Annotated in this window: 12 protein-coding genes; 1 reads left to right on the forward strand and 11 read right to left on the reverse strand. The window is 41.1% G+C overall.

Annotated elements, in window-relative coordinates:
- Positions 1-19: 19 nt before the first annotated feature.
- The 11 genes from ABD676_RS16395 to pgi all read right to left on the reverse strand — a co-directional run bounded on the left by ABD676_RS16395 (position 20) and on the right by pgi (position 14,206).
- Positions 20-505, reverse strand: coding sequence for an adenylyltransferase/cytidyltransferase family protein (locus ABD676_RS16395; protein WP_344675822.1), 486 nt, complete (start codon positions 503-505; stop codon positions 20-22).
- 33 nt (positions 506-538) lie between these two features.
- On the reverse strand, positions 539-1,918 hold the full coding sequence (locus ABD676_RS16400) for a nucleotide sugar dehydrogenase (RefSeq protein ID WP_344675823.1): 1,380 nt from the start codon (positions 1,916-1,918) through the stop codon (positions 539-541).
- A gap of 28 nt (positions 1,919-1,946) precedes the next feature.
- On the reverse strand, positions 1,947-2,465 hold the full coding sequence (locus tag ABD676_RS16405) for a winged helix-turn-helix domain-containing protein (RefSeq protein ID WP_344675824.1): 519 nt from the start codon (positions 2,463-2,465) through the stop codon (positions 1,947-1,949).
- A 212-nt stretch (positions 2,466-2,677) separates the two neighbouring features.
- A complete protein-coding gene (locus ABD676_RS16410; RefSeq protein WP_344675825.1) occupies positions 2,678-3,181 on the reverse strand; it encodes a hypothetical protein in 504 nt (167 codons plus the stop codon).
- Between the two features lie 507 nt (positions 3,182-3,688).
- Positions 3,689-5,422 carry a tetratricopeptide repeat protein gene (locus ABD676_RS16415; RefSeq protein WP_344675826.1) on the reverse strand — a complete coding sequence of 578 codons (1,734 nt, stop codon included), beginning with the start codon at positions 5,420-5,422 and terminating at the stop codon, positions 3,689-3,691.
- Between the two features lie 1,109 nt (positions 5,423-6,531).
- A complete protein-coding gene (gene rfbA, locus ABD676_RS16420; protein WP_344675827.1) occupies positions 6,532-7,419 on the reverse strand; it encodes a glucose-1-phosphate thymidylyltransferase RfbA in 888 nt (295 codons plus the stop codon).
- A gap of 34 nt (positions 7,420-7,453) precedes the next feature.
- Positions 7,454-8,329, reverse strand: coding sequence for a dTDP-4-dehydrorhamnose reductase (gene rfbD, locus ABD676_RS16425; protein ID WP_344675828.1), 876 nt, complete (start codon positions 8,327-8,329; stop codon positions 7,454-7,456).
- Positions 8,330-8,337: 8 nt separating this feature from the next.
- Entirely contained in the window at positions 8,338-8,898 is a 561-nt protein-coding gene (rfbC, locus tag ABD676_RS16430) for a dTDP-4-dehydrorhamnose 3,5-epimerase (RefSeq protein WP_344675829.1), read from the reverse strand.
- Between the two features lie 9 nt (positions 8,899-8,907).
- Positions 8,908-9,966: a dTDP-glucose 4,6-dehydratase gene (gene rfbB / locus ABD676_RS16435; protein WP_344675830.1), complete on the reverse strand. Its 1,059-nt coding sequence runs from the start codon at positions 9,964-9,966 to the stop codon at positions 8,908-8,910.
- 764 nt (positions 9,967-10,730) lie between these two features.
- Positions 10,731-12,329: a M20/M25/M40 family metallo-hydrolase gene (locus tag ABD676_RS16440; protein ID WP_344675831.1), complete on the reverse strand. Its 1,599-nt coding sequence runs from the start codon at positions 12,327-12,329 to the stop codon at positions 10,731-10,733.
- A 230-nt stretch (positions 12,330-12,559) separates the two neighbouring features.
- A complete protein-coding gene (pgi, locus tag ABD676_RS16445; RefSeq protein ID WP_344675832.1) occupies positions 12,560-14,206 on the reverse strand; it encodes a glucose-6-phosphate isomerase in 1,647 nt (548 codons plus the stop codon).
- Between the two features lie 72 nt (positions 14,207-14,278).
- Between pgi and prfB the strand changes: the two genes are divergently transcribed.
- Positions 14,279-15,356 (forward strand): peptide chain release factor 2 gene (gene prfB / locus ABD676_RS16450; RefSeq protein ID WP_344675833.1). Its coding sequence is split into 2 segments (ribosomal slippage): positions 14,279-14,338 and positions 14,340-15,356, totalling 1,077 coding nucleotides; the frame shifts between segments, so codons are not numbered across the junction.
- The last annotated feature ends 368 nt before the right edge of the window (positions 15,357-15,724 follow it).

The raw sequence follows: 15,724 nt of genomic DNA on the forward strand, positions 1-15,724 counted from the left end.
TTTAAAATACAGCTTCCTTTTACTTATTATTCTTCTGATTTTCCTTATCCGCCACGATCTTCCTCAATCCAGAGCTCGAGAAGCGATGATCTCTACTGTTAAAGTACAGTTCGATCCCTTTCTCTTCGCAATATTTTCTACCTGTGAAATCGCGGTCTTTGTATTCATCGCCAACGATTCTAACATCGAGTTTAAAGGACTTTAATATATCCTCTAAATCCTGTTCGGTAGAATAGGGTACAATTTCATCCACATAAATGCAGCCTCGCAATTGAATATAGCGTTCGACCACGGTCTGGCTGGGTGCATTTTTCTCCGGTCTGTCCAAGGTCGGATCCATTTGCAAACCGCAGATGAGGTAATCGCATTGGCGCTTTGCCTCGGCGAGCATCATAATATGCCCTGCATGCAAGAGGTCAAAGGTACTGAAGGTAATCCCCACACGTGGTCCGGGATTGTAATCCTTGAGTTTTGCTTTTTTTACTTTTTTGTCTGTCTTTTCCATGATTAGAAATGATGTTTATAAAGTATACTCTTCCTATTCACCAATTGCGTAATACACAAATCCCAGTTCTTGTAATTTCTTTCCGTCGAGCAATTTTCTTCCATCAAAAATAAAGGCAGGTTTTTTCATGACTGTCTTAATTTTCGCCCAATCGAGTTCTTTAAATTCGTCCCATTCGGTTAATATGGCCAATCCGTGTGCACCATCGGCAGCGGCATAGGCGTCGTCTAGCACTTCTAAGAGCGCTTTGTTTTCATTATCACTTCGCGTAGCGAGGTAGTCTAAATCCTTGTAAATCTGTTCTTCACGAACTTTCGGGTCATACACGGCGATATTTGCTTGTTCCTCCAGGAGGTGATCAGCGACATAAATGGCGGCTGATTCGCGAGTATCGTTGGTATTTTTCTTGAAAGCCCAGCCCAGGAAAGCAATTTTCTTGCCATTTACCGTGTTGTACATGGTTTGAATGATCTTTTCTGCAAAACGGGATTTCTGGTGATCGTTAATTTTGATGACCTGCTCCCAATAATCGGCAACCGCATGCAGGTTGTAGGATCTGGCGATATAAACCAAGTTCAATAGATCCTTTTGGAAACAAGAACCTCCAAAGCCTACCGAAGCCTTCAAGAACTTGGAACCAATTCTGGAATCCTGACCAATGGCATGAGCGACCTCATCCACATTGGCACCCGTAGCTTCACATAATTCCGATATGGAATTGATGGAGGATACGCGTTGAGCAAGAAAAGCATTCGCCACCAGCTTGGACAATTCCGAGGACCAAAGATTGGTACTGATGACACGTTCTGAAGGAACCCAAGCTTCATAAATCTTTTTCAAGGCTTGTATAGCCTCTGCATCCTCGCCACCTATTAATATACGATCTGGATTATGCAGATCGGCAATGGCCGTTCCTTCAGCTAAGAATTCCGGATTGGAAAGTACCTGGAATTGAATTCCCTTTCCGGTATGGTCTAATATATCTTTGATTGTTGCAGCCGTACGCACCGGAATGGTGGACTTTTCAACGATGATCTTTGCAGAATCCGATACATCGGCAATTTGACGTGCGCACAGTTCGATAAACTTCAAATCTGCAGCTTGCCCCTTACCCTTACCGTATGTTTTGGTCGGGGTATTGACAGAAATAAAGATCATGTCTGCCTCATGAATGGCTTTCTCTACCTCGGTAGAGAAGAATAAATTTCTTCCACGGGCCTCGGCAACAACCGCATCCAACCCAGGTTCATAGACCGGTAGAAGACTCAGGTCCTCCTGGTTCCAATCCGCAATACGCTGCGCATTGAGGTCTACAACCGTTACTTGAATATGTGGATTCTTTTGTGCAATTACCGACATCGTAGGACCTCCTACATAGCCTGCACCGATACACGTTATTTTCTTTATTTCCATTTGTAATTAATACGCCAAATTAAACCCATTAAACCAGGTCGTCTTGTTGATATAATATAATCTGCTGTACAATTTCCTCTTCTCGATCGAAATACAACTGAATATTCTTTCCGAGCAATTGCTCCATTTTGGCGCTTAACTGCAATAAGTATGCCTTATCCAGTTTATCGCCTATTATGAGTAATTCAATCGTGCCTGAGTCGATACCTTTCGCATAATCACCCAATAAAGACACCAAACTAACATCGCCTGCTCTTTCCAATACCTGATCCACTGCTTGATCGAAACCCAAATAGGTGCGAACTAGATTTTGTAAGGATTGGAATAAGGGGTGTTCTGTGTTAGCTTGATAGTAGATTCGATTATTTTCCTGGAAGCGGACTAAATAGCCAGCATCTGAGAGCTGATTAAGCTCCTTGCGGATGGCATTCGTTGATTCATTGAACTCTTCCGCAATCCCGCGCAGGTAACCCTTATTGCTGGATGTCACAAAGAACTTAATGAGTAACTTAAGTCTGGTCTTGGATGTTATGATTGAATCTAGCATCTATCTTGTGTGAGCAACAAAAGTACTCAACATATTATTAAAAAACAAATTCGTATGATTTAAATCGTATTCTTAACAATTTGTTAATCAAGTTGATTTAGGTTTATGGAATTAAAAAAAGCGTACAGATAAATTGCAATCGTTTGTCCTCCCCAATTACAAGAAAAGCACCGTTCCTCAGGAAGAACAGTGCCCCTAATAACCTAATGTAATTAACCTGTTAAGGTACTATTCCTGATATCTTTATCTTTCTCATCGGCCATATTCAAGGCTTCGATTTGAAAATATTTGGTACAAAAAAACTCTTTTCTTTTCCCTTTTAGCTCCCGATAATATCCCTTAAGGATTAAGCTTTCCTTTTTTGGTTTATAATGTTGCATATAACTTAAGGAAAAAGAGATTCCAATGGACCGCATGCCACTTTCTCCTTTTTGACCGGGACTAATGAAAAAGTCCAGTTGGTCAAAATGGTTGATGTGTATATGTTTATTGGCACATTGTAGCGAGGTGAGCACAACTTCACGTAAGGATTCATCCAAGCAGTTGACTTGAAAAATAAAGCAACCATATATCCGATTGCAATCATTGCTCTGTGGATCGATTAAAACACGAGCTTGTAATTCGGCATGATTATTTAAGGCATTAGACCTTCGTTTCTGAATCAAGAGGTAATAAAATAATCCTCCAAGGAGGAGAGCAGCTAGATAGTAATACATATTAATAAAGGGTTATGTTCAAATAATTTCTGCGTAAAAATACCCATTAGGAAAGATTAAATACAAGTTATGGGGGGTGGACAATGGGTGGACATCTGCGGTTAAACACTTGTCAATTCTAGAAAACGGCAAAAATTAGGCTTGAAAAAACCCTTTGCTAAAGCCCAAATCGAATAAGCGTAATTCACTACTTTCATTTAATGAAAGAAAAATAAAGACTTGTAAACATAATTACAAGCCAATATTAGTGGCTAATTCTAGGCACTTACTACTTAAATTTCTATAAAGTCAGGGGTGAATAAAAGTAATCCTCCATCCTATCATATAAGGTACTTCTTGGGGTTTTCAAGGGGTTTTCTTCGTATCTCCTTCGGAACTCCTTCGGAACTCGTTCGGATCTCGTTCGGTTAGAAGCGAACGAGATCCGAATCAATTCCGAATAAAATCCACACAAAATCCGAAGGATTATCAAACGAAACCCTAGGAATTATGGTGCTTCAATACAGGCTAACTTGGAGAATGCATCTCTTCAAGTTTCTTTTTTAATCTTTGTTTTGCTTTTTTTATTCCTTCCAACGAAACCCCGAGTAGATCGCTCATGCTACGGTTGCTGAGCTCCAGCTTTCCTAAAGCAATTAAACGAAGGTCATTCTCTGTTAATTTAGGATATATTTCTTTTTGACGTTGAAGGAAGTTGGGATGGACTTTATCAAAAACATTTTTGAATTTCATCCAGCGTTCATCGGTCATAATATGTGTTTCGAGCATCATATTGAGACTTTTGGCAATCTGTGTTTGGGATTCTAGATCGTGCTTATTTTCTTCCAATAATTCCCGTCTGAGGCGATTGATGGTTTGATCGTTTATTTTAATGGTATTGGTAAATTCTTGCAAGGAATCTTTGAGTACCAGCAACTCCTGGTCGACCAATTGTTTCTCGTAGGCTAGAGCCAATTGTTCCTTTTCCAAATGGGCACTGCGGATCTGGATTTTATTTTTTGTGCGATTGATCAACAGCAGAACAATCACAAAAATTAAGATCAAAAATACCCCCACATACTGATAGGTCTGTTTAATCTGCTGTCGTTTATTTTCGGCTATTTTAATAGCTTGTTCATAACGTTCCATTTCCCATTTCCAAGAAATCTTCTGCATTTCGCTATTGCTGTTCCGCTTTTCTAGGGAATCCTCATAGCTAATAAAGCGATGTAATTGCCGCAATTCTTCGTCAGGCTGCCCCATTCCCTTGGCGATTTGAGAAAGTGCTTTTGCAGCATCTCGTTTAAAGCTTAAGAAATAGGGCTTGTCTTCCATTAGTTGCATACTCTGGTGCACATGTTCTTTTGCTTTTAACCATTGCTTTTGGTCAATAAGCATACTGGCCAATATAAGTTTGGCGCGCATGGCATCCAATAGTTCATTATAACGTAGGGACAAATCGATATTCTGTTGCACCAATGCCATGGCCTTATTCTTATTTCCTTTTTCCCATTCAAAATCGGCCAAATTTCCAGCGATTATTCCTATCCATACGGAATCTTTTGCTAGTTTGGCGGTCTGCATGGCTTGTATAAAATAGGTATGCGATTGGTCAAACAGGGAGTCGCGCCTTAAATAGACCGCAATGGAATTGGTCATATCGATTTGCTTTCGACTAAGCTTCTCGGTATAAGGCAGGGCAAGTTTTAGGTATTCTACTGCTTTGGCATTTTCACCTATATAGCTGTAAAATCGCGCCAAGAAATTGTAATGCATTTCAATCAATGGCACCTTATCAGTTGCTGTATTTTTTTGTAAATCAGCAGCTTGCAAAAAATATGGGAAAGCCTCCTTAACTGCCCGGTAAGTAAAATAATAGGAACCATGCCGAACATTCCCTACCATTTGCAATACGGGGTAGTCATTATCGAACACCAGTTTTTCACCTAATGAAAAGAAATGATCGGTCCTGGGATTTACGCGATCAAAGGCAATGGAATAACCATCTGCCATTAACATGTAATAGGCCCATTTTAGCGGAACACTACGCTCCTTATTGGCAAGATCAAGTATTGGTTTAAGATTTTTTTGCAGGGTCAGGGTATCCTGTTTATAATCCACCGGGGACATTAAAACTTTCTCCAATTGTTTTAATGGATCCTTAGTGGCAATAATTTCATTCATATGCTGTCCCCAACTTAGGGAGATACCCCAAAGAAAAAACAAGCCTAAAAATAGAGTTTTGGTTAATTTGGTTTTCATGAGCTATAAATTTCGGGAAAAGTTACGAGAAATGAGGAATTAGATTTGAGACATAAGACAAAAGACAACAGACAAAAGAACCTGCAAAGTCTGTTTTCTATTGTCTACTATCTGTTGTCTAAAATTAAATTAAACGGGCGGACATTCCGTTCGTTCTCATCGGGGCATAAATCCCCTTCCCTCGAACTCTCTCAGTACCGCCCCTACCTAACGTACGATCTAGATGGTTTGATATTAGGCGTTTAATAGCACCCACGCGTAGGGGCAGTACTGAGTGTAACGGAATGTCTGCCCGCAATAAAAAAAAGTATATAGTACTCAGTATTTAGTAGATAGACCTATTGGCGGGATAGATTTGAGACCGCTGCGCTGTTAGATGTGAGATATGAGACCGCTGCGCTGTTAGACAAAAGACAACAGACAATAGAACAGCAAAGTCTGACTTCTGGTGTCTGTTATCTGATGTCTTAAATTAAATTAAACGGGCGGACATTCCGTTCGTTCTCGTCGGGGATAAATCCCCCTCCCTCGAACTCTCTCAGTACCGCCCCTACCAAACGTGCTATCTAGATAGTTTATTAGATTTGAGACCGCTGCGCTGTTAGATGTGAGATATGAGACCGCTGCGCTGTTAGACAAAAGACAACAGACAATAGAACAGCAAAGTCTGACTTCTGGTGTCTGTTATCTGCTGTCTCAACTGTAGAAAGACCTATTGGCGGGATAGATTTATTGAACGGTATAACGGTCGAAGCATGCTTGGCCCTGCGGGCAGTATATAGTACTCAGTATTTAGTAGAAAGACCTATTGGCAGATTAGATTTAATGGAATACTATAACGGTCGAAGCATGCTTCGACCCTACATTTGGGGGAATTGGCGTAAAATATTTCACGATTGTCTGTAGGATCGATGCATGCATCGACCGCAATAAAATATTCCTTCTACAAGTCCTTTAAAACAACTCTGATTTTCAGACGTATGGTTTCTTCGGCCAGCCTCAGAATGACGGCGTCTGGTGGGGAGGAAACGGAGACTCTTCGCTTCGCTCTGAGTTGTGAATAGCGGAATTGCTAACCCGCCATAGGTCTAAATACTAAATACTTAATACTAACTACTGCCCTTTGGGCTCATCACCAACTTTTTCAAGTAGTCGTAATAAACGCCTTTTAGTTCGGAGATTTGGTTTCGGAGTTGATCTTTGCTGATGTAGCCTTTGTTCAGGGCTATTTCTTCCAGGCAGGCGACCTTGAGGGAGGTTCTTTTCTCGATGGTTTTAATAAATTCCGTTGCTTCTGAAAGGGATTCATGGGTTCCGGTGTCTAACCAAGCGAAACCACGGCCAAGGAGTTGTAACTGTAGCTTGTGCTGCTCCAAATAAGATTGATTGACACTGGTAATTTCTAGTTCACCACGGGCTGAAGGGGTAACGGATTTTGCTACCTCTACAACAGAATTCGGATAAAAATACAAACCCACAATGGCATAATTTGACTTTGGTGATTTAGGTTTTTCCTCAATGCTGGTGATTTTCCTATTGTCATCAAATTCTGCAACACCATACCGCTCAGGATCTTCCACATAATAGCCGAATACGACTGCATCTCCTTCTTTCTGAACCTTAGCACGTGCTTCCTGTAATTGCACCTGCAAACCAGCACCATAAAAGATGTTGTCGCCTAGGATCAAACAAACATCATCTTGGCCAATAAATTCTTCAGCAATAAGAAATGCCTGCGCTAAACCTTCTGGTTTGGGTTGCTCGGCATAAGAAAGCGATAGTCCTAGCTGTTCGCCATTGCCAAACAGCCTTTGAAAATTCGGCAAATCCTGAGGGGTAGAAATAATCATTATTTCCCTGATATCGGCCAACATCAACACCGATAAAGGATAATAAATCATAGGTTTATCATACACAGGGAGCAATTGCTTAGAGACCACCTGAGTTAAAGGATGTAATCGAGTGCCAGAGCCTCCTGCTAAAATAATTCCTTTCATATCTTGCAATAATTATCGCTGTTAAAATATTCTGTTATGGATGATTCTCCAGCTTCAATAGCATTTCTTTTAAGCTATTTTGCCAATCTGGAATAGCAAGCTTAAAAGTATGTTTAATTTTTTCTTTTGACAACAAGGAAAAAGCGGGTCTTTTAGCTGCTGTAGGAAAATCGGAAGTAGAAACGGGATTAATACGACAGCTTAAATTGGCTAATCGTCTTATTTCTTCAGCAAATCCAAACCAGGTAGTTTTACCCTCATTTGAATAATGATAAATTCCGCCAGCCCATATTCCGGAGACTATGATGTCCTTTAACGCCATTGCGAGGTCCATTGCATATGTTGGAGATCCCTCTTGATCGGCAACAACTTGAATTTCATGCTTCATTTTCATCAATTGAATCATGGTTTTAACAAAGTTTTTCCCATAAATCGAGTACACCCAAGAGGTTCGGATGATAATTGCTTGGGGAAGGATCGCTTGAATACCTAATTCTGCTGCTAATTTGCTTTCTCCATAAACATTGATGGGGTTGGTCGGGTTATCCTCCGAAAGCGGTATGGCAGAATTACCCTGGAACACATAGTCTGTTGATATAAAAATCAATTTCGCATTCCCGTCCTTTGCGGCTTTTGCAATTTCTACACTGGCTAAATGATTAATTAAGTCGGCTTGCTGAGGTTCTGATTCCGCTTTATCTACTGCGGTATATGCCGCTGCATGAATGATGTAATCTGCTTTATGGAATAATACACGCTCATATACCTTATCCAGCTCATCCAAAGGTAGGGTTTCGCGATTGACAAAAATGACTTCAAACAAGGCATCTGACAGCCAAATATCCCTTAATTCAGACCCTAACTGTCCATCTGCACCGGTGATTAATACGCGTTTCTTACACTGATCCATGCTCTATCTTATTTATTGAAATAACGGTCAATAGCCTGTTTAAAAGAAGGTAAATGTAAATCTTTATCTGAAATAATCATTTCCTCCGGTGCCAATTGCCAATCAATTGCTAAATCCTTATCCAATAAATCCACCCCCCACTCTGCATCCTTTTGGTAGTAATTATCGCATTTATAGAAAAAGCTAGCAGTTTCAGAAAGTACGGCAAAACCGTGGAGAAATCCCCTTGGCACAAAGAGTTGTCTTCTATTTTCCGCTGATAAATTCACGGCTACATATTCTCCAAATGTTGTAGAACCTGGACGGGCATCGACGGCAACATCTATTACCTCTCCCTCTAATACGCGAACCAGTTTGGCCTGAGCATGTTCGCCTAATTGGGCATGTAAGCCGCGTATAACGCCGCGTGAGGAAAAAGATTGGTTGTCTTGAACGAAGTCTACCTGAAGACCTGTTTCTTCGTTAAAACGCTTCTTATTGAAGCTCTCAAAAAAGTAACCTCTTTGATCGGTATAAACCGAAGGTTCCAAAAGGAGACATCCTTCTAATTTCGTAGTTATGATCTTCATGAAATAGGCTTATGCTTGTTTACCGTAATGTTTTTCGTAATAGGACTGGTATTCTCCAGAACTGACTTGGTCCAGCCATTCTTGATTGTTTAAGAACCAGTCGATTGTTAAAGATAATCCTTCCTCAAAAGTTACTGATGGTGTCCATCCTAATTCATCTTTAATCTTTGAGGCATCTATAGCATAACGAAGATCGTGTCCAGGTCGGTCTTTAACATAAGTAATTAATTTTTCGGAACTTCCTGTTTCACGTTGAAGTTTTTGATCCATCTGCTGACACAGTTCTTTTACTAAATCAATGTTCTTCCATTCATTAAATCCGCCAACATTATAGGAGCTACCATCCTTAGCTTGGTGAAAGACAAGATCAATTGCTAAGGCATGATCTAGTACATAAAGCCAATCTCGGGTATATTTTCCATCGCCATAAATAGGAATTGGTTTATTATGGATGATTTGGTGAATACACAAGGGAATTAATTTTTCCGGAAAATGATTTGGTCCATAATTATTGGAGCAATTGGTGATCACGGTTGGTAACCCATAGGTATCCTGATATGCACGAACAAAATGATCTGAGGAAGCCTTAGAGGCCGAATATGGCGAATGGGGATCATAACTGCTGGTTTCGGTAAACAAACCTGATTCACCCAAAGATCCGAACACTTCATCAGTAGAAATATGGTGGAATCGTTTACCTGCATAGTCATTATTCCAAATCCGCTTAGCTGCTTCTAATAAATTAACTGTTCCCAGCACATTAGTCTTCACAAATGAAAGGGGATCGGTAATAGAGCGATCCACATGCGATTCGGCCGCTAAATGAATAACACCATCCGGTTGATATTGATCAAATAAGCTATCAATTAATGACTTATCTGTAATATCCGCCTTACAAAAGATATAGTTTTCCTTTTGCTCGATATCATGGAGATTAGCCAGATTTCCAGCATAGGTTAATGCGTCGACATTGATAATACGGTAATCAGCATACTTCAGCACAAAATGACGTACTACATGTGAACCTATAAAACCTGCACCCCCGGTAATAAGAATGGTTTTCCTCATAAAAACAAAGGTAGGGAAAAATTGGGAGGAGAGATAGACAACAGACGTAAGACAACAGACAATAGACATGCAAAGTCTGTCTTCTGTTGTCTATAAACTGCTGTCTCAACTGTAGATAGAACTATTGGCGGGATAGATTTGAGACCGCATTGCCCTGAGGGCAGTATATAGTATTAAGTATTTAGTAGATAGACCTATTGGCGGGATAGATTTGAGACCGCATTGCCCTGAGGGCAGTATATAGTATTAAGTATTTAGTAGATAGACCTATTGGCGGGATAGATTTGAGACCGCTGCGCTGTTAGACAAAAGACAACAGACAATAGAACAGCAAAGTCTGTTTTCTGGTGTCTATTATCTGCTGTCTCAACTGTAGATAGACCTATTGGCGGGATAGATTTCTTGAACGGTATAACGGTCGAAGCATGCTTGGCCCTGCGGGCAGTATATAGTACTCAGTATTTAGTAGAAAGACCTATTGGCGGGATAGATTTATTGAACGGTATAACGGTCGAAGCATGCTTCGACCCTATATTTGGGGGAATTAGCGTAAATTATTTCACGATTGTTTGTAATGCGGTCGATGCATGCATCGACCGCAATAAAATATTCTTTCCACAGGTCCTTTAAAACAATTCTGATTTTCGGACGAATGGTTTTTTCGGCAAGCCTCAAATTGACCTACTAATTAGCAAAATATTATCCCGCCATAGGTCTAAATACTATATACTAACTACTGCCCGAAGGGCTACAGCGGTCTCTCCCTAGTAGCCCACTCCTGAGCGACGTGGCTGTCTGATGGCTGGCCAAGTGCCTGGATTACCGTCTGGGCCTGCTGGTAACAAACGTTTCTCACGATTCACCAGCTGTGGTTCCTCGGAGGCTTTATAGGTCAATACAGCGGTTAAAATCACGTTGTGAAGCAAGTCATCGAACACCAGTTTGTCGTAGGTATCCAAATTGGTGTGCCAAGTCGCACTTCCATAGTCCCAAGACAGGGAACTCAGCATAAAACCGGGTACTCCTGCTGCAACAAAGGATACGTGGTCCGAACCGCCACTACCTGGGCTCCCTGGAAAATCTGTCTTAATATCTTTGGTGTATTCTCTTGGTACAGCGGATAACCAACGTCCCATAAAATCATAGGCATGTACAAAGCCAGATCCACTGATATTGGCAACTCGGCCAGTTCCGTTATCCAAGTTGAATACGGCCTGGGTTTTCTCAATAACATCGGGATTATCCAATACAAATGAACGTGACCCATTCAACCCTTGCTCTTCCGACCCCCATAGTCCTATTAAAATGGTACGTTTCGGGTTTGGAAGCACTTGTTTCAATACGCGTGCAACTTCCATCATGGCGATGGTACCAGTACCGTTATCGGTAGCTCCGGAACCACCTTCCCAAGAGTCTAAGTGAGCCGATAAAATCACATACTCATTCGGAAATTGGGAACCTTTGATTTCAGCAATGGTATTGAAAGAAGGTACATTTCCTAAATGCTTGGAAGAAGTTTCCACTTTAATTTTCGGCGCATAACCCTTTTCCGCTAAACGATAAAGAATACCGTAATCTTCTAGGGAGATATCCAATGAAGGCACTTTATGCGATCGAGCACCAAATATTTTATTAGCACCAAATTCCATGGACCAATAGCTGGTCAGTATCCCTACGGCTCCAGCATCCTCCAATACGGAAGGAATGGAGTTAGGCGATAAACCTGTGGCGCGGATTCTAGATGCCCAGGCACGATTCAGGGAATCGCGGTTACTTTGCATCTTCGCTAAAGATTCTGGGGTAGCATATTCTTTCCAGTTGGCATCCGGTCTACCAGTAGGTTGTGGCATGGAAATCATCACATACTTTCCTTTAACGTTCGGTAACCATTGTCTGAATCCCAGTGAGTCTTTTATTTCTGGTAAGGTGATCACTTCAGCTTCGATAGCCTTTCCTTTGGTGGTTGGACTCCAAGCTAACTGTGTTCCTGCGATGGACTTGGTTCTTGGGTGTGTCATATCGATATGGGAGATTCCCCTTTCCCATCCATGCCACTCACCAAACTGTTGGTTTTTAGCAGGTATTCCCCATTTCTCGAAAGTCTTTAATGCCCATTCATTGGCCTTGGTCATGCCGGGAGTTCCTACTAACCGAGGTCCAACGACATCCAAGAGTTCAAAGGCTAAATTTTCCAATTGGGAATTCCCTTTTGCTTCAGCAATGATCTTTTCGACCATAGGGTCCAATTTGGGTTCTGGACGCTGAAAGCGTTGGCCATGTGCCGTGTTCATCCATAATCCCGCAGTTAAAGTTATTAAAGCTATGTGCTTGACCTTAAATTGGGTGAATTCAGGTAATTTCATAAGTTTTTGTTTTGGGTTTGTAAACTAAGGTTCCCCTAAGGTCGCTAATTTATTCCACTAACAAACAATGTCCCAATTTAATTACAAAGCTCCTGAAACTACATCCAGGAGCTTAATAAGAATATTTTTGCTTAATAGCATAGTTTTGAACAGTAGTTCTTAGCTTTTACAATCGAATTTTCTAATCCTACTGATTCTCTTTAATTAATTTCTTTTGGTAATTCAGCTAATTATCTCCAAGCTTTATATTGATTGATCAAGCCATTAGTGGAAGAATCATGCGATTGAATATCTTCATTACCTTTAAGCTCCGGAAGGATCTGATTGGCCAATTGTTTTCCTAATTCTACGCCCCACTGGTCAAAACTGAAGATATTCCAGATAATTCCTTGAACAAATATCTTATGTTCATACAGGGCGATTAGAGAACCCAATGCTTTAGGGGTAATGGATTTGATTAAAATAGAGTTTGTAGGACGGTTTCCTTCAAATACCTTAAAGTTTTTCAGGACTTCAATTTCTTCAGGAGATTTGCCTGCCTTTTGTAATTCAGCAACAACTGTTTCCTCTGATTTACCATTCATTAAAGCTTCCGTTTGGGCAAAGAAGTTGGATAGCAGCAATTGCTGGTGATTACCAAGAGGGTTATGGGAATTTGCTGCAGCGATAAAATCACAAGGGATAAATTTTGTCCCTTGGTGAATTAATTGATAAAATGCATGTTGTCCATTCGTTCCTGGTTCTCCCCATATAATCGGACCCGTTTGGTAATCTACTCGATTTCCATTTCTATCGATGTATTTTCCATTGCTTTCCATATCCCCTTGTTGGAAATAGGCAGCAAAACGGTGCAGATACTGGTCATAAGGTAAAATGGCATGACTTTCCGCATCAAAGAAATTATTATACCAAATGCCCAATAAGGCCATAATCACAGGGATATTCTCTTCAAACTCGGTATTACGGAAGTGCTCATCAGCTTCATAGGCGCCTGCTAATAGGGATTGGAAGTTATCAAACCCGATGGAAAGGCAGATGGAAAGACCAATAGCCGACCATAACGAGTATCGACCACCTACCCAGTCCCAGAATTCAAACATATTTTTCGTGTCAATACCAAATTCGGAAACGCCTTTGGCATTGGTACTCAAAGCCGCGAAATGCTTCGCAACATCGGTTTGGTCTGCACCAGTCTTTAAGAACCATTCTTTTGCTGAATTAGCATTTGCCATGGTCTCCTGCGTGGTAAAGGTTTTAGAAGCAATTAAAAACAAGGTTGTTTCCGGATTCAAATTCTTCAAGGTCTCGGCGATATGTGTTCCATCAACATTGGACACAAAATGCACATTCAACCGTGTTTTATATGACTTCAATGCTTCTGTCACCATCACTGGCCCTAAATCAGAACCGCCAATACCAATATTTACTACATCAGAGATTTCTCGACCTGTAAACCCCTTCCATTCACCGGAAATCACGCGTTCGCTAAAAGCCTTCATGCGATCAAGCACGGCACGTACTTCCGGCATCACATCTTGTCCATCGACCATAACAGGATTCTCCGATTGATTGCGCAATGCAGTATGCAATACCTGCCGACCCTCTGTTTCATTAATCTTCTCCCCATTAAACATGGCTTCCATGGCATCCTTCAACTGACATTCACGGGCTAATTGAAACAATAAGGCCATGGTCTGTTCATCGATACGGTTCTTCGAATAATCGAATAATAAGTCATTCAGATACGTGGAGAATTTATCAAATCGAGCTGGATCCTCTTGAAAAAGATCTTTCAAGCTTTTCTGATTGATGTCGATGTAATGATCTGCTAAATACTTGTAGGCTTGGGTAGTTGAGAAATCTATCTTTGGTAACATACTATTGTGATTTTCCTCAAATATAGGGAATAGCCATCAATCAATCTTTAATTTTATTTTATCTTTGTAGCTATGACCAAGGAACAAATTCAAGACTTGAGGGATCGATTGGCATCCCTGAGGAGGCATCTTTGACATCGATGAGAAACGCGATGAGATAGCCCGCGACACCGAAATTACCTTACAACCTGATTTTTGGGACGACCCCAAAGCAGCCGAAAAAGTATTACATGCCATAAAGAACCAGAAGGTATGGACAGATCAATTTGATCATGTTCAAGCTGCTGTGGAAGATACAGGCGTGCTGTATGAGTTTTTCCAAGCTGGAGATGGAACTGAAAAGGAACTGGAGGAACAATACCAAATTGCATTGACCGATATCGAGGAATTGGAATTCAAAAATATGTTGAGTTCGGAGGAGGATCAATTGGATGCGATTTTACAGATTACTGCTGGTGCCGGTGGTACGGAATCCTGTGACTGGGCAGCCATGTTGATGCGTATGTACATCATGTGGGGCGAAAAACACGGTTGCAAAGTAACCGAGCAAGATTACCAAGAGGGTGATGTGGCGGGAATAAAGACCGTGACTTTACAGCTGTCGGGCAATTTTGCTTATGGGTATCTAAAGGGAGAGAATGGTGTTCACCGTCTAGTACGTATTTCACCCTTTGACTCCAACGCGAAAAGACACACCTCTTTTGCTTCAGTCTATGTTTATCCATTGGTGGATGATAACATCGAAATTGACGTTAAGGACTCGGAGATTGAATGGGATACCTTCCGCGCTGGTGGTGCTGGTGGACAGAATGTCAACAAAGTGGAAACTGCGGTTCGCTTACACCACAAACCGACAGGTATTATCATCAAGAACCAGGAGTCACGATCGCAATTGCAGAATAAGGAGAATGCGATGCGGCTATTGAAATCGCAATTGTATGAGATCGAGATGCGTAAGCGTCAGGAAGCTACCGCAGCAATAGAAGGAAACAAAAAGAAAATAGAATGGGGATCCCAAATCCGTAATTACGTATTGCACCCCTATAAGCTTATCAAAGACCTTAGAACTAACACGGAGACTTCTAATACCCAAGCGGTACTGGATGGCGATCTGGATGAGTTCCTAAAGGCGTATTTGATGGAGTTTTGATGAGTTTAGACAATAGATAATAGACAACAGAAAACAGACTTTGCAGGTTCTTTTGTCTTTTGTCTGAAATCTATTAACAGCAAAGCGGTCTCAAATCTAACAAACTATCTAGATAGCACGTTTGGTAGGGGCGGTACTGAGAGAGTTCGAGGGAAGGGGATTTATACCCCGACGAGAACGAACGGAATGTCCGCCCGTTTTTTTTTGAAGACAACAGATAGAAGACAACAGAAAACAGATTTGAGGATATACTTGATAGCGGGCGATGCATGCATCGCCCCTTCTATGTTGTATTCCAAGTTTTTTCTTGATTATTTGTTTCTAGATGTTGATTTTACGTTTTTGATCCTTTCCTTAAGGCCAAAAAC

This window comes from Sphingobacterium kyonggiense (assembly GCF_039536825.1).
Taxonomy (GTDB): Bacteria; Bacteroidota; Bacteroidia; order Sphingobacteriales; family Sphingobacteriaceae; genus Sphingobacterium; species Sphingobacterium kyonggiense.